The following is a 14,150-nucleotide window of genomic DNA, read 5'->3' as shown; positions in this document are numbered from 1 at the left end:
CGTCAGCCTCGATGGCGAGCAAGGAAGTCCAGCAACACCGGGAAATACGCCTGGGGCTCTTCATAGAACGGCATATGGCTGCTATTGGGGAATACGTGCAACTCGGCATGCTTGACCGCCATTTTCATACGCATGGCACACGCAGGGGTCAATTCATCGTGCTGGCCGGTGGTGATCAATACCGGCATGCGGAAATCGGTCATCTGCGGGAGGCGATTCCAATCCTTGAGGTTGCCGACATAGAGAAACTCGTTGGGGCCTTGCATGGTTTCGTACGGACCCATGTTCCAGTCGCCGAGGGAACGGGTGACCGGTGCCGGCCATTCGTCCAGGCGGCACACATGGCGATAGTTGAGCAAGGTGATTGCCGCCTGGTATTGCGGATGATCGAGCGTGCCCATGGCTTCATGGCGTTGCATCATTGCCACGGTTTCACTGCCCAACGCACCACGCAAGCGCTCCAACTCCCGAGAGAGATGGGGAATATCGCCGACGGTATTTTCCAGGATCAGGCTTTTGAGGGCGTCAGGATAATGAATGGCGTACTCGATGCCCAGCCAGCCACCCCATGAGTGCCCCAGCAGGTGAACGCGCCCGAGGTCGAGCGCTTGGCGCACGGTTTCGACTTCTTCGACATAACGGCTGATTTCCCACAAGGAAGCATCCGTGGGTCTGGCTGAAGCGCCCGTGCCAAGCTGGTCGAATGCAACCACTCGCAGGCCATTATCCTTGAGCCAGCCATGCGCATCGCGCAGGTAGTCACACGGCAGCCCTGGACCACCGTTGAGGCACAGCAACACTTCATCGCCTGCGCCAAAGCTGTAGACCACGACGTTGTGGCCGTCGACTTGTACGTTGTGTTGCTGGTCGGGGGCAATTTCATGCCACATGTTTACATTCCTTGTTGTGTGTCGGCCTGGCAGGTAGTGACCGTTCGAACCAACACTACCGAGGATGCCGCGCGTCCATAACCTAGCAATTCTTATAGGTTTGGTCTGGCAGTCCTTCGCCGTGGCGTGGCATTCTACTTGCGGTAAATCGAGATTCAAATAAATTCGGGAGCAGAAAGGATGCTGGCCAAATTATCTGCACTTAACGGCTATCTCACGCCCGGCAGGAGCCTGGACGAGCAGATGGATAACGCCCTGGTGTTAGCCCAGCGACTGGGTTTTGATGCCTTGGTGTATGACTATTCGCCAGTACCGATCGATCATGACGGCTCGCTGATCACCCCCTCGGTGCTGCAACTGCGCAATACCCCTGACGATTGGCACTCATTATGGTGCAGCGCGGGGTTTTACCAGATTGATCCGGTGCAGCACCTGGCCCTCGACACGGTGTCACCGTTTGTCTGGTCCTACGAAAGCAAGGCCGACACGGCACTGCAAAAGATCATCAAGCGTCATCACGCCCCGGTCTCCATCTACCTGCACGACCAGCAAATGACGTGCGGCGTCAGCGTCCCCATTCACTTGCCCAAGGGTGGTTTTGCCTCACTGACCGGGCTGCGCACAGGCAAGGCCCACAAAGTACTGCAAGATGCTCGCCAGACGCTGGGCGATTTCAGCCTGATTACCCACGCACTGCAGGAAGTGGCCTACCCGTTATTCAGTAAAGAGCTACGCTCCTACCCGCATATTCGCCTGACCAAACGCGAGCGTGAATGTTTGAAATGGGCTACCGAGGGTCTGACCGCAGGAGAAATCGCCGAACAACTGAACCGCTCACTGGCCGTTGTCACCCTGCACCTGGCCTCGGCCATGCGCAAACTGGGGGCGAAAAACCGTGTGCAGGCGGTCGTCAGGGCCAGCCATTACCGCCTGCTTGACGACTGATTCGAAGGAAAAACCTAGCTGTTTTGCTAGTTACTTAAATTTTTCATGCCGATTATCGTGTACCTGACCAATTTTTTCATGGCAGGGCAGGAAATGGAATTCATCGAACAGATCCACGAAGGTTTTGCGGCCTTTCGCAACTACCAGACCTGGTACCGCGTGACCGGCAACCTGGGTAGCGGCAAGACACCGTTGGTGATTCTCCATGGTGGTCCGGGTTGCACCCATGACTACGTGGACGCCTTCAAGGACGTCGCCGCGAGCGGACATGCGGTCATTCATTATGATCAATTGGGCAATGGCCGCTCAACGCACCTGCCGGACGCAGATCCTTCGTTCTGGACGGTTGACCTGTTCCTGGAAGAACTGGACAACCTGCTGGATCACCTGCAAATCAGCACTAACTACGCGATTCTCGGACAGTCCTGGGGCGGCATGCTCGGCAGCGAGCACGCGATGCGCCAACCCAAAGGCCTGCGCGCATTTATCCCGGCCAACTCGCCGACCTGCATGCGCACCTGGGTCGCCGAAGCCAATCGCTTGCGCAAGCTGTTGCCTGAAGGCGTGCATGAAACCCTGCTCAAGCATGAACAGGCCGGCACCTATCAGGATCCGGAATACCTCGCCGCCTCGCGGGTTTTCTATGATCAGCACGTGTGTCGGGTCAACCCTTGGCCGGAAGAAGTGGCGCGCACCTTCGCCCAGGTGGACTCAGACCCGACGGTGTATCACGCCATGAGCGGCCCGACCGAGTTCCATGTGATTGGCAGCCTGAAGGACTGGAAGAGTATTGGCCGGCTGTCGAAAATCAATGTGCCGACCCTGGTGATTTCCGGTCGCCATGACGAAGCCACACCGCTGGTGGTCAAGCCGTTCCTGGATGAGATCGGTGACGTGCGCTGGGCGTTGTTCGAAGACTCCAGCCACATGCCCCACGTTGAAGAACGCCAAGCATGCATGGGGACGGTAGTGAAGTTCCTGGATGAGGCCTGCTCAAGCGCTAACAACCACACAGACCAAGACACACGCATCCTGGCCTGAATACCCGTGGCAGCTGGCTGTTCGACAGCTGCTACAGGTCATATTCCGGTTTTTTCCTATACCTCGCTGGTCTCGGTCCTGCCCGTAACCGGCGCCCTTGCCGGCGCCTCGGCCACTACCGGAATTTCCGTGCCTTCGGCATCAAACAGCTTGCCGGCCCGGAAGTAATCCCCATCCCGCAGTGCTGCTATATCCTGAAAGCACAGCCTGCGTTCAGTACCGGCGACGAACACCGACTGTTGATCGGAATTACCCGCCGTGAAATGGTTGAACGCCAGGTTCAACAGGATCGCCATGATCGCTGACGAACTGATCCCCGAGTGAAAGATCGTGGCGAACCAGCCAGGGAACTGGTCATAGAAGCTCGGCGCGGCGATCGGGATCATGCCGAAACCGATGGAGGTGGCCACGATGACCAGGTTCATGTTGTTACGGTAGTCGACCTTGGACAAGGTGCGGATGCCACTGGCGGCGACGGTCCCGAACAGCACGATCCCGGCGCCGCCCAGCACCGAAGTCGGTACTGCCGCAATCACCCGGCCCATGAAGGGCAGCAGGCCAAGGATCACCAGGAACAGGCCACCGGTGGCGACCACGTAGCGGCTCTTGACCCCGGTGACCGCCACTAGGCCAACGTTCTGGGCAAACGCACTTTGGGTAAACGAGCCGAAGATCGGCGCCAACATGCTCGACAGCATATCCGCGCGCAGGCCATTACCCAGGCGCTTGGAGTCGACCTTGGTGTCGATGATTTCGCCCACCGCCAGGATGTCCGCCGAGGTCTCCACCAAGGTCACCATCACCACGATGCACATGGAGATGATTGCGGCCACATGGAAGGTCGGCATGCCGAAATGGAACGGTGTGGGAAAGCCAAACATGGGTCCTTGAGTCACGCTGGAAAAGTCAGCCATGCCGAGGAACACCGCGATCAGCGTACCGATCACCATCGCCAGCAGGATCGACAGCCGCGAGAGGGTTGCACTGCCGATCTTGCTCAGCAGCAGCACCAGTACCAGGGTAATCGCCGCCAGGCCGATGTTCGACATGCTGCCGAAATCCTCGGCACGACTGTTGCCGCCCATGGCCCAACGTGCGGCGACGGGCATCAGCGTCAAGCCGATGGTGGTGATCACAATCCCGGTCACCAAAGGCGGGAAAAACTTGGTAATGCGTGAAAACACCGGAGTGATCAACAAACCGATGAGCGATGCGGCTATCACCGCCCCGAGGATCGCCGGTATACCGCCCGCCCCCTCGCTGCCGACAATCGCCACCATCGTCGCCACACCGGAGAAAGACACGCCTTGCACCAAAGGCAACTGGCAGCCAAAAAACGGCAGCCCCAGGGTTTGCAGCAACGTCGCCAAGCCACCGGCGAACAACGAAGCAGCGATCAACAGGCCAATGTCTGCGGGTGACAAACCCGCTGCCTGACCGACGATCAACGGCACGGCCACGATGCCACCGTACATGGTAAGCACATGCTGTAGGCCGTAAGCCATGTTGGCAGCGATGCCGAGATTCTCATCTTCTGGCCGTTGCGGTGACGTCTTCGGAATAGTCATTGTGAGGGGTCTCTGTTTTTGTTGTGCGCTCACTGTATGCAATAGAAAGATTGGATGTCCATAGAGTTGTATACAATCAAGTCCACAAGATACCCTGCATTGAGGTTACAAAAATCCATTCAGCCGCCGTGCCCCGTGGCTTGAAGCAGTGCCCTCCAGGATCTGAAAAAAATGCTCAACCCCACGCTCCGTATCCATTCCCCCGCCATCTGCTACTTCGACATGGTCCGTCGCTGTCATTCGATCCGTGAAGCGGCGCGCCGGCTGAATGTCGCCTCATCGGCAGTGAACCGGCAGATTCTCAAACTGGAAGACGAAGTCGGCGCAGCCCTGTTCGAACGACTGCCCCGCGGGTTGCGCTTGACGGCGGCCGGCGAGATCCTGACCCGCCACGTCATGCTGGTGTTGCAGGATGTGGAGCGGATACGCGCTGAGCTAGAAGGTTTGCACGACGTGCAAACCGGTCACGTGGAGATCGCCACGGTGGAGGGCGCAGCCGTGGCGTTACTGCCTGCGGTCCTCAAGCGAATGCGCCTGCGTTACCCTGCGGTGACCGTCGGCGTGACGGTGCAAGGTTCGCAATCGATTCCGGCAGCGGTGATCAACGGCCAGGCAGACCTCGGGTTGGCGTTTGCCCTGCCCCGCAGTGCGGAAACCAGCTTGTTGTGCGCCGGTCATTTTCGTCTCGGAGCCTTGGTCGCGCCCGGACATCCGCTGGCCTCACACACCAGTATCAGCTATGCCGCCTGCGCCGAGCACGGGGTGATTCAGGCCAACAGTGAGTTATCGATCCATCACTTGGTCGCCCCGCTGCACAAACACGCGGCAGTCGCCCATAAACCCTTGCTGCAAAGCAATTCGATGGAGCTGGCACGCCAGCTTGTACGCCAGCAACTGGGCGTCGCGTTCCAGACGCGGATAGGCGTGGAAGCTGATCTGGCCAGGGCTGAGTTGCTGCATATTCCGTTGAATGACCAGGGCGGGATATTCAGCGACCTGGGTTTGTATGCTCGCAAGGGACGGGATTTGCCTACAGCGGTGAGGTCAATGGCTCACTTGATCGGCGAAGAAATCGCCCTGCGCGAACGTGAAGAACAGCCGCGGACGCCGCGCATTTCCTGACTTTAAAGCCTGCTTCAGTGCTGCCATTTCGGCAGCGGCCCAGTCGATATTCTGTTCTTTGAGCGCCCGCCTGACTGTGTCGATACTGCGCCCGGCGGTGCTTGCATGGCCGTCATGAGCCAAACGCCAAAGGAACTAAAACAATGAAAAAGGCACTGCACGGCGCAACCGTATTCCTCACACTTCTCGGCGGCGGGGAGGCTGTCGCGGTGGAATGGATGAACAACAGCTTGGGATTTCGCTACGGCCAGCAGTTCACCAATCCGAACAACCCCAACGCCTTCAGCAAACGCATCTACAGCTTCACCCATGCCAGCGGCTACCAGTACGGCAGCAACTTTCTCAACCTCGACGTGTTCCTGTCCGACAGCCGCGACCCACGCAAAGGCACCGATCAGGGCGGCAGCGAAGTCTATGCCGTCTACCGGCATCAGTTGTATGCATCGCGGGTGTTCGACAAACCGTTGGGCACCGGCTTGATCAAGGACTACGCCTTGACCCTGGGTTTCGACGCCAACCGCAACAACAATCTGGCGTCTGCGAAAAAGCGTGCGGTGGTGATCGGCCCGACCTTGAAATTCAATACCGCCGGGGTGCTGGATTTGAGCCTGATGTACTACAAGGAAAAAAACCATTCCGGCATTCCCGGAGCAAAAGATCCAAACCACACCTTCGATGACACCTACATGCTCAACTTGACGTGGATGCGACCGTTCGAGATCGGCAACCATGCCGCGAAGTTCCAGGGGTTCATCAACCACGTCGGGGACAAGGGCCACGACTTCAATGCCCGTGATACTGCTCCGGAAACCTTGATGCGTACTGCGCTGCTGGTCGCCGTGCGCCCCGGAACAAGCGTCAAGCCCAACCTGTATCTCGGTGTGGGTTACGAGTACTGGCACAACAAGTTCGGCGTGGATGGCGGCCGTGGCAGCCGCACCTCAACGCCCACCGTGAACATGGAACTGACGTTTTAAGCAGTTGCCAGTCTCGACTTGTCGAGCTTGGGCCGCGCCAACCAATACCCCAGCACCGCCAAAGGCGCGGTTGCCAGCATCACGATCACGGTGATCCGCAACGGCTGGTCGATCATCGATGACACCAGCAAGCTGCTGACAAAGCACAACCCCAGTTGCAGGGTGTTCTGCAGTGCCGCGGCCTTGCCGGAATTTTCCGAAAATGGCATCAGCGCATTCGCCACCACAATCGGATAGCTGGCGCCATTGACCAAGGCCATCAGGCAGAACGGAATCAGCAAAGTGGTCAGCGTCGGCACCGTCAAAGTCGCCACCAGGTACAACCCCACCATGCTGATGCAGTACGCCACCAGTAACCAAGGCAATAGGACCTTGCCCTGAAATCGTTGCAAGGCGCTACGGCAACTGTAGCCACCGACCAGAAACGCCAACGTCGGCAACACATAACTCAGCCCGATGTCATTCGGGCTGTAACCCATGTCTCCGAGGATGAAAGGCGACGCCGTCAGCCAGGCGAAGAAGCTGGCGGAACACGCGGCAAATATCATGACGTTGCCGGTGAACAGCCGCGACGTGAGTAATTGTCCGTAGCCGAGCTTGGACTTTTCGCCATTGGCGGTCAGGCGTTTCGGCGTGGACTTCAGGAACAGCGTCGGCAACAGCAGCAGGAGCGATACGCCCAACAACATCGCGAAAATCGCTTGCCAGCCCCAATGATTCAAGACCATCGCCCCCAACAGTGGCGCCAGCGCCGGTGACAATGACATCAGCGGCATAATGCCGGCGAACACCCGATGAGCCTGGTCGGCCGGATAACGATCGATCACCAGCGCCTGCCAACTGACAGCGGCACTGCACACACCGATCGCCTGCACAAAGCGCAACGCCAGAAGCTGCGCAGTGCTCTCGACCCAGAACATTCCCAGGCACCCGAGCACAAACAGGCTCAAACCGGCGAGCAGGATCGGCTTGCGACCCAGGCGGTCAGACAACGGTCCCCACAACAATTGCCCGACAGCGAAACCCGCGAGGAACACACTCAAGCTGGCGCCCACCGCGCCTGCTGAAATCTGCAACTGCTCGCCCATGGCGCCGAACGCCGGCAAGTACATGTCCATGGCGAGATAGCCGAGCATGCTCAACCCCGCCAGATACCACGTGAAACCAAAAGAGTTTTTCATTGAAGCCTTTCAAGTACTGACATCAAACACTTTGCTGCCTGGCGCCCATTATGAAGCTGACAAATCTCATGTGAAGCGATAATAATTGGACACTCTTATCAATATTTTTGAAGGCTGACGCTATGTGGTCCGAATACTCCCTAGATGTCATCGATGCCGTCGCACGCCACGGCAGCTTCAGCGCCGCCGCCCAGGAGTTGCATCGCGTGCCGTCAGCTGTCAGTTACACCGTGCGTCAGTTGGAAGAGTGGCTGGCTGTCCCGCTGTTTGTACGTCGGCATCGCGATGTGGAACTGACGCCCGCCGGCAAGCTGTTTGTCGACGAAGCACGTGGCGTGATGAAAAAAATGCTCGGCACCCGCAGGCTGTGCCAGCAGCTCGCCAACGGCTGGAGCGGCCAATTGAAAGTCGCCGTGGACTCCATCGTCAAACAACAGCGCTGCCGACAGCTGGTGCTGGATTTCTATCGGCAGTTTCCGGACGTCGAGTTGCTGCTCGAGTACGAGGTGTACAACGGCGTGTGGGATGCCCTGGCGGATGAACGCACCGATATCGTGATCGGCGCTACCAGTGCCGTGCCGGTGGCCAGCCACTTCGCCTTTCGCGACATGGGCTTGTTGAACTGGGTGTGCGTGGTCAGCGCCCGACATCCGCTGGCACAGGTGGAGGGCTTGCTCAACGATGATCAATTGCGACCCTTTGCGTCGCTGTGCATGACCGACACCTCGCGCAACCTGCCCAAGCGCGACACCTGGACGCTGGATAACCAGCGGCGCCTGGTCGTGCCCAATTGGGCGTCGGCGATGGACTGTCTGTGCGACGGACTGTGCGTCGGCATGGTGCCGGCGCATCGGGTGCAGACGCTGATCGAGAGCGGTGAGCTGGTGTCGCTGCAACTGTCCCGGCCCTTCCCCGCCAGCCCGTCTTGCGTGGCCTGGGCACAGAATAAGCTGTCCCCGGCCATGACCTGGCTGCTGGAATACCTGGGCGATACCGAGACCATGAACCAAGAGTGGCTGAATGGCCTGCCCGGCGCCCCGGCGTAGAGCCGACCGGCCCATCCCGACGAGATAGGACGCAAGAAAGGAAGGCGTTCAGTCCAGCAACCGGGCAATCCCCCGCACAATCATTTCCACTTCCTTGGTATCAATCGTCAACGGCGGCAGCAGGCGAATCACCTTGCCCCGCGTGACGTTGATCAGCAAACCCTGCTCACGCGCGGCCCGCACCGCCAAATCCCGCTGGGGCGCGACCAACTCAATCCCGATCATCAAGCCCTGCCCCCCGGATCGCCAGTACTTGGGCATGTTCGCTCAGCTCCACGCGTAATCGCGCCAGCAACCGCTCCCCTTGGCTGGCCGCATTCTCCAGCAGGCCTTGTTCGTCGATGATATCCAGCACCGTACACCCTACACGGCACGCCAGTGGATTGCCGCCGAAGGTGCTGCCGTGACTGCCGGGAGTAAACAAGCGGGCCACGGCCGCGCGGGCCAGGCAGGCGCCGATCGGGATTCCGTTGCCCAGGCCTTTGGCCAAGGTCATCACGTCCGGGACGATGCCTTCATGCTGGAAGGCGAACCAGGTGCCGGTGCGACCGATCCCGGTCTGGATTTCATCGAGCATCAGCAACCAACCGTGACGCGTGCAGTGATCGCGCAAAACCCGCAGATAACCGGGTGGCGCCAGTTGCACACCACTTTCGCCCTGGATCGGCTCCAGCAGCACCGCCGCGATGCGCGTGCCGAATTGCACGGTGATCGCCTCCAGCGCCGCCAGATCACCAAAGCCGATCTTGATAAAATCCCCCGGCAAGCGCTGGAACCCCAGCCGCACCGACGGTCCGTCGCTGGCAGCCATGGTGCCGAGGGTGCGGCCATGAAAGGCGTTTTCCATCACCACCACCAAGGGCTGTTCGATACCTTTTTTCCAGCCATGCAGACGCGCCAGTTTCAATGCCGTTTCGTTGGCTTCGGCGCCGGAATTGTTGAAGAAGGCCTGATCCAGGCCCGACAACTCGGTCAGTCGCCTGGCCAGCCGCTGCTGCCAATCGATACCGTACAAGTTGGAGGTATGTAACAGCAATCCGGCCTGTTCGCTGATGGCCGATACCAACCTTGGGTGGGAGTGACCGACATTGGTCACGGCAACACCGGCCACCGCATCCAGGTACTCCCGACCCTGCTGGTCCCACAGACGCGTGCCCAGGCCCCGGGCGAAGCTCAGGGGCAAAGGTTGATAAGTACTCATCAAACAGGCGGCGGTCATGGTGTCAGGCTCCAGTGCATCGTAATGATGGCTCAGTATCGTTAACCACCTGAGCTGGATAAACTGCGCCAAACTGCAATGACTTTAAACCAGGGCTTGATAATGGATGTGTTCCAGGCAATGACCGTCTACGTGAAACTGGTAGAAGCCGGCAGCATGACAGCGGCCGCCAACGCCTGCGGCATGTCCACCACAATGGTCGGCAACCACCTCCGGGCGCTGGAGCAGCGCCTGGGTGTAAGCCTGCTCAAGCGTACGACCCGTAAACAAAGCCTGACCGAATTCGGCGGCCTCTACTACCAGCGCTGTCTGGAGGTGCTAGGGTTGGTGGCCGATTCAGAGCGACTGGCCGAGCAGATCCACAGTGAGGCGCCCAAGGGGTTGTTGCGCATCACCGCACCGCCGGCGTTTGGCGCCGAACGGCTGGCTCCCGCGCTGAGTGAGTTTTCCCGTCGCTACCCACAGATCAAATTGTATGTGGTGCTGAGCGACCAATCGATGGACCTGATCGACAGCGGTTTCGACGCGGCGATCCGTCTCGGTGAATCGCAGCCGTCCAGCCTGATCGCGCGATCGTTGCAGGACTACACCATGACCCTGTGCGCCGCACCGCAGTACCTCGCACGCCGGGGTACGCCACAAAAACCTGCTGATTTGCAGCAACACGACTGCCTTGCGTTTGCCTACCCCTCGAACGATGACTGGCGCCATGCCGACAAACAATGGCGGCTGCAAGGTCCCGAAGGTGTCGTCGAGATTGCCGTCAGCGGCCCGATGACCATCAACAGTTCCCAAGCCCTGCAACGCGCAGCCGTTGAAGGCATGGGCATTGTCATGTTGCCCGATGCACTGGTGGGTCAGGATTTGCTGGCCGGCAAGCTGGTGGCCTTGCTGCCCGACTATCAACCACCTTACCGACCGATGCACTTGCTATACGCCCCAGACCGCTACCGATTGCCCAAACTGCGGGCCTTCGTCGATTTCGCGATGGAGCAATGGGCGCGTTAGGCCATGCCGATCAGTCAAGCAGCGGAACCTGTGGGAGTTGGCTCAACTGACTGGCATTAGCCCAAAGGCTGCTTTTTGTAGGGCAAATCGCTTAAGCCTGAACCAGGCCTTCGATCTTCACGGTCGGATTGACGTCGGCGTCATAATCCACGCCATCGATCTCGAAACCGAACAGACGCAGGAACTCGGCCTTGTAGCCGGCAAAGTCGCTGATCTCGTTGACGTTGTCGTCAGTCACCTGATTCCACAACGCGGCCACGGCGTCCTGGACTTTCGGCTCCAGTTCCTTGAGATCGGCGCGCAGGCGGCCGTCAGCGTCCAGCTTCGGCTCGCTGCCGTACAAGCTGTCCTTGAACAAGCCGTAGACCTGTTCGATGCACCCTTCGTGAGTACCCTGCTCTTTCATCACCTTGAACAGCAACGACAGGTACAGCGGCATGATCGGGATCGCCGAGCTGGCCTGGGTGACCACGGCCTTGAGCACCGATACGCGAGCGTCGCCTTTCAGGGCGGCCAGGTTGTCGCGCAGGGTCAGGACTTTCTTGTCCAGATCCTTCTTGGCCTCGCCAATAGAACCGTTCCAGTAGATGTCCTGGGTCAGTTTTTCGCCCAGGTAAGTGAACGCGGTGGTCTTGGCGCCTTCGGCCAGTACATCGGCATCACGCAGCGCGTCGATCCACAGCTGCCAGTCTTCGCCACCCATCACTTTGACGGTACCGTCGATTTCTTCCTGGGTTGCCGGCTCCAACGTCGTGTCGACTACAACCCCTTTGTCGGTATTGATCCCACGCAGGGTCACGGCCTTGCCGATTGGCTTGAGGGTGGAGTTATGTACCACGCCTTGCGGATCGGTACGGCGCGGAGCGGCCAGGCTGTAGACCACCAGGTCGATCTTGCCCAAGTCTTTTTTGATGGTTTCGATGGTCAGGCGCTTGATCTCGTCGGAGAACGCATCGCCATTGATGCTCTTGGCGTACAGGCCTTTTTGCGCGGCGAATTTGTGGAAGGCGGCGCTGTTGTACCAGCCGGCAGAGCTGAGCTTGCCTTCTTCGCCTTCTTTCTCAAAAAACACGCCAAGGGTGTCTGCGCCGCAGCCGAAAGCGGCGCTGATGCGCGCAGCCAGGCCATATCCGGTGGACGCGCCGAGGACCAGAACTTTCTTCGGGCCGTCGGTGATGGCGCCGTGTTCGGTCACGTAGTCGATCTGCTCTTTGACGTTCGCTTCACAGCCAACAGGATGAGCGGTCACACAGATAAAGCCACGAACCCGCGGTTTGATGATCATAAAATTTCTGCCTCTTCCAAGGTGCCGAAGGCCAATGGTGGCCATTACAGCGTCAATCGTACTGGTCTATGACGTCCGAAAAACCGAAGCGTCACGATAGTCGCAATTCTTCTGTTCTCAAAATCCAATCCACACGGGGCAAACGCTCTATTTTTTCGTTGCTGGCGCGAATCCGGCAGATTCTGCGGCATGATGAGACGCGACTGTATTTGCGTCCGGCCCGCGAGCCGGAGAAAATGCCAGCCAATGCGACCGTATTCGGCGCTTCTCATCCTCAAGCCACTGGCCGCACGCGGTCCGGTGGTTGCGCTTTCAGGGAACCAGAATGCCACAACGACACGTCATCAACGCCTCCGTCAGCCCTAAAGGCAGTCTCGAAACGCTGTCTCAACGTGAAGTCCAGCAGCTCAGCGAAGCCGGAACCGGCAGCATTTACACCCTGTTCCGCCAGTGCGCCCTGGCCATCCTCAACACCGGCGCGCATATCGATAACGCCAAGACCATCCTCGATGCCTACAAAGACTTCGAAGTGCGGATCCACCAGCAGGATCGCGGCGTACGCCTGGAACTGTTGAACGCACCCGCCGACGCATTCGTGGATGGGGAAATGATCGCCAGCACCCGCGAGATGCTGTTCAGCGCTCTGCGCGACATTGTCTATACCGAAAACGAACTGGACAGCCAGCGTATCGACCTGAGCAACTCCCAAGGCATCACTGACTACGTGTTCCACCTGCTGCGCAATGCCCGCACCCTGCGCCCGGGCGTCGAGCCGAAAATCGTGGTGTGCTGGGGCGGGCACTCGATCAATACCGAAGAATACAAATACACCAAGAAAGTCGGCCACGAACTGGGCCTGCGCAGCCTCGACGTCTGCACCGGTTGCGGTCCCGGGGTGATGAAAGGCCCGATGAAGGGCGCGACCATTTCCCACGCCAAGCAACGGATCACCGGCGGGCGCTACCTGGGTCTGACCGAGCCGGGCATCATCGCCGCCGAAGCGCCCAATCCGATCGTCAACGAACTGGTGATCCTGCCAGACATCGAAAAACGCCTGGAAGCCTTCGTACGTGTTGGCCACGGCATCATTATCTTCCCGGGCGGCGCCGGCACGGCCGAAGAGTTCCTGTACCTGCTGGGCATCCTGATGCATCCGGATAACCGGGACGTGCCCTTTCCGGTCATCCTCACCGGGCCGCAACAAGCCGCGCCGTATCTGCAACAGCTGCACGCGTTTGTCGGCGCAACCTTGGGTGAAGAGGCGCAAGCCCACTATCAGATCATTATCGATGACCCGGCTGAAGTCGCCCGTCAAATGACTGCCGGCTTGAAAACCGTCAAACAGTTTCGCCGCGAGCGCAACGACGCATTCCATTTCAACTGGTTGCTCAAGATCGATGAAGGTTTCCAGCGGCCGTTCGATCCGACTCACGAAAACATGGCCGGCCTGCAACTGAGCCACGACCTGCCCCCTCACGAACTGGCGGCCAACCTACGCCGGGCGTTCTCGGGGATCGTGGCGGGTAACGTCAAGGACAAGGGCATTCGGTTGATCGAACAGAAAGGGCCATATGAGATCAATGGCGACCCGAGCATCATGAAGCCACTGGACGAACTGCTGAAGGCGTTTGTGGCGCAGCACCGGATGAAGTTGCCGGGTGGCGCAGCCTATGTGCCGTGCTATCGCGTCGTGCAGTGACCAGGAAACGGCTGGAACCCGGGCTTAGCAGCCCGGTTGCAGTCGTGGAGTTGGGGGGCTATTGCAGACTTGTTATCAGTGCGTACACGCAGACCGACGGAGGAGAATCAAAACATCAAGGCGGAGGGATATAAGGAACTGGGCACGAAACCACTGGAAGCAGTGTTGC

At 59.1% G+C, this 14,150-nt stretch carries 11 protein-coding genes and 1 pseudogene; 7 read left to right on the top strand and 5 right to left on the bottom strand.

The annotated features are described in order from the left end of the window. Positions 1-2: 2 nt before the first annotated feature. Complete coding sequence (locus BLU75_RS05205) at positions 3-890, bottom strand: proline iminopeptidase-family hydrolase (RefSeq protein ID WP_084381647.1); 888 nt, start codon at positions 888-890, stop codon at positions 3-5. A gap of 180 nt (positions 891-1,070) precedes the next feature. Between BLU75_RS05205 and BLU75_RS05200 the strand changes: the two genes are divergently transcribed. Both BLU75_RS05200 and BLU75_RS05195 read left to right on the top strand, forming a co-directional pair. After that, positions 1,071-1,835: a LuxR family transcriptional regulator gene (locus BLU75_RS05200; protein WP_090221384.1), complete on the top strand. Its 765-nt coding sequence runs from the start codon at positions 1,071-1,073 to the stop codon at positions 1,833-1,835. A gap of 93 nt (positions 1,836-1,928) precedes the next feature. After that, on the top strand, positions 1,929-2,876 hold the full coding sequence (locus BLU75_RS05195) for a proline iminopeptidase-family hydrolase (RefSeq protein WP_084380674.1): 948 nt from the start codon (positions 1,929-1,931) through the stop codon (positions 2,874-2,876). A 56-nt stretch (positions 2,877-2,932) separates the two neighbouring features. Here BLU75_RS05195 and BLU75_RS05190 read toward each other — a convergent pair whose 3' ends face one another. Then, complete coding sequence (locus tag BLU75_RS05190) at positions 2,933-4,444, bottom strand: nucleobase:cation symporter-2 family protein (protein WP_084380509.1); 1,512 nt, start codon at positions 4,442-4,444, stop codon at positions 2,933-2,935. A gap of 171 nt (positions 4,445-4,615) precedes the next feature. On the opposite strand from BLU75_RS05190, the gene BLU75_RS05185 reads away from it, so the two are divergent. Together BLU75_RS05185 and BLU75_RS05180 are read left to right on the top strand one after the other, a co-directional pair. Then, a complete protein-coding gene (locus BLU75_RS05185; RefSeq protein WP_084380511.1) occupies positions 4,616-5,566 on the top strand; it encodes a LysR family transcriptional regulator in 951 nt (316 codons plus the stop codon). Positions 5,567-5,709: 143 nt separating this feature from the next. Then, a complete protein-coding gene (locus BLU75_RS05180) occupies positions 5,710-6,543 on the top strand; it encodes a nucleoside-binding protein (RefSeq protein ID WP_084380513.1) in 834 nt (277 codons plus the stop codon). On the opposite strand, the gene punC is transcribed toward BLU75_RS05180, so the two are convergent. After that, positions 6,540-7,724: a purine nucleoside transporter PunC gene (punC, locus tag BLU75_RS05175; RefSeq protein WP_084380515.1), complete on the bottom strand. Its 1,185-nt coding sequence runs from the start codon at positions 7,722-7,724 to the stop codon at positions 6,540-6,542. The two genes, BLU75_RS05180 and punC, sit on opposite strands and share 4 nt — an antisense overlap. Before the next feature lie 122 nt (positions 7,725-7,846). Here punC and punR point away from each other — a divergent pair, with 122 nt between their 5' ends. Beyond that, positions 7,847-8,770, top strand: coding sequence for a DNA-binding transcriptional activator PunR (gene punR, locus BLU75_RS05170; RefSeq protein WP_084380517.1), 924 nt, complete (start codon positions 7,847-7,849; stop codon positions 8,768-8,770). A gap of 48 nt (positions 8,771-8,818) precedes the next feature. Here punR and BLU75_RS05165 read toward each other — a convergent pair. Continuing rightward, positions 8,819-9,989, bottom strand: a pseudogene (locus BLU75_RS05165) (acetylornithine/succinylornithine family transaminase). Between the two features lie 102 nt (positions 9,990-10,091). Here BLU75_RS05165 and BLU75_RS05160 point away from each other — a divergent pair. Beyond that, complete coding sequence (locus BLU75_RS05160) at positions 10,092-10,997, top strand: LysR family transcriptional regulator (protein WP_084380519.1); 906 nt, start codon at positions 10,092-10,094, stop codon at positions 10,995-10,997. Between the two features lie 91 nt (positions 10,998-11,088). Here the strand turns inward: BLU75_RS05160 and fabV are convergent, their stop codons facing one another. Next, a complete protein-coding gene (fabV, locus tag BLU75_RS05155) occupies positions 11,089-12,282 on the bottom strand; it encodes an enoyl-ACP reductase FabV (protein WP_084380521.1) in 1,194 nt (397 codons plus the stop codon). Between the two features lie 325 nt (positions 12,283-12,607). On the opposite strand from fabV, the gene ppnN reads away from it, so the two are divergent. Then, positions 12,608-13,981, top strand: coding sequence for a nucleotide 5'-monophosphate nucleosidase PpnN (gene ppnN / locus BLU75_RS05150; protein ID WP_084380523.1), 1,374 nt, complete (start codon positions 12,608-12,610; stop codon positions 13,979-13,981). The last annotated feature ends 169 nt before the right edge of the window (positions 13,982-14,150 follow it).

The sequence above is a fragment of the Pseudomonas mucidolens genome, from assembly GCF_900106045.1.
Lineage (GTDB): Bacteria > Pseudomonadota > Gammaproteobacteria > Pseudomonadales > Pseudomonadaceae > Aquipseudomonas > Aquipseudomonas mucidolens.
This window is presented reverse-complemented; position numbering and strand designations above follow the sequence as displayed.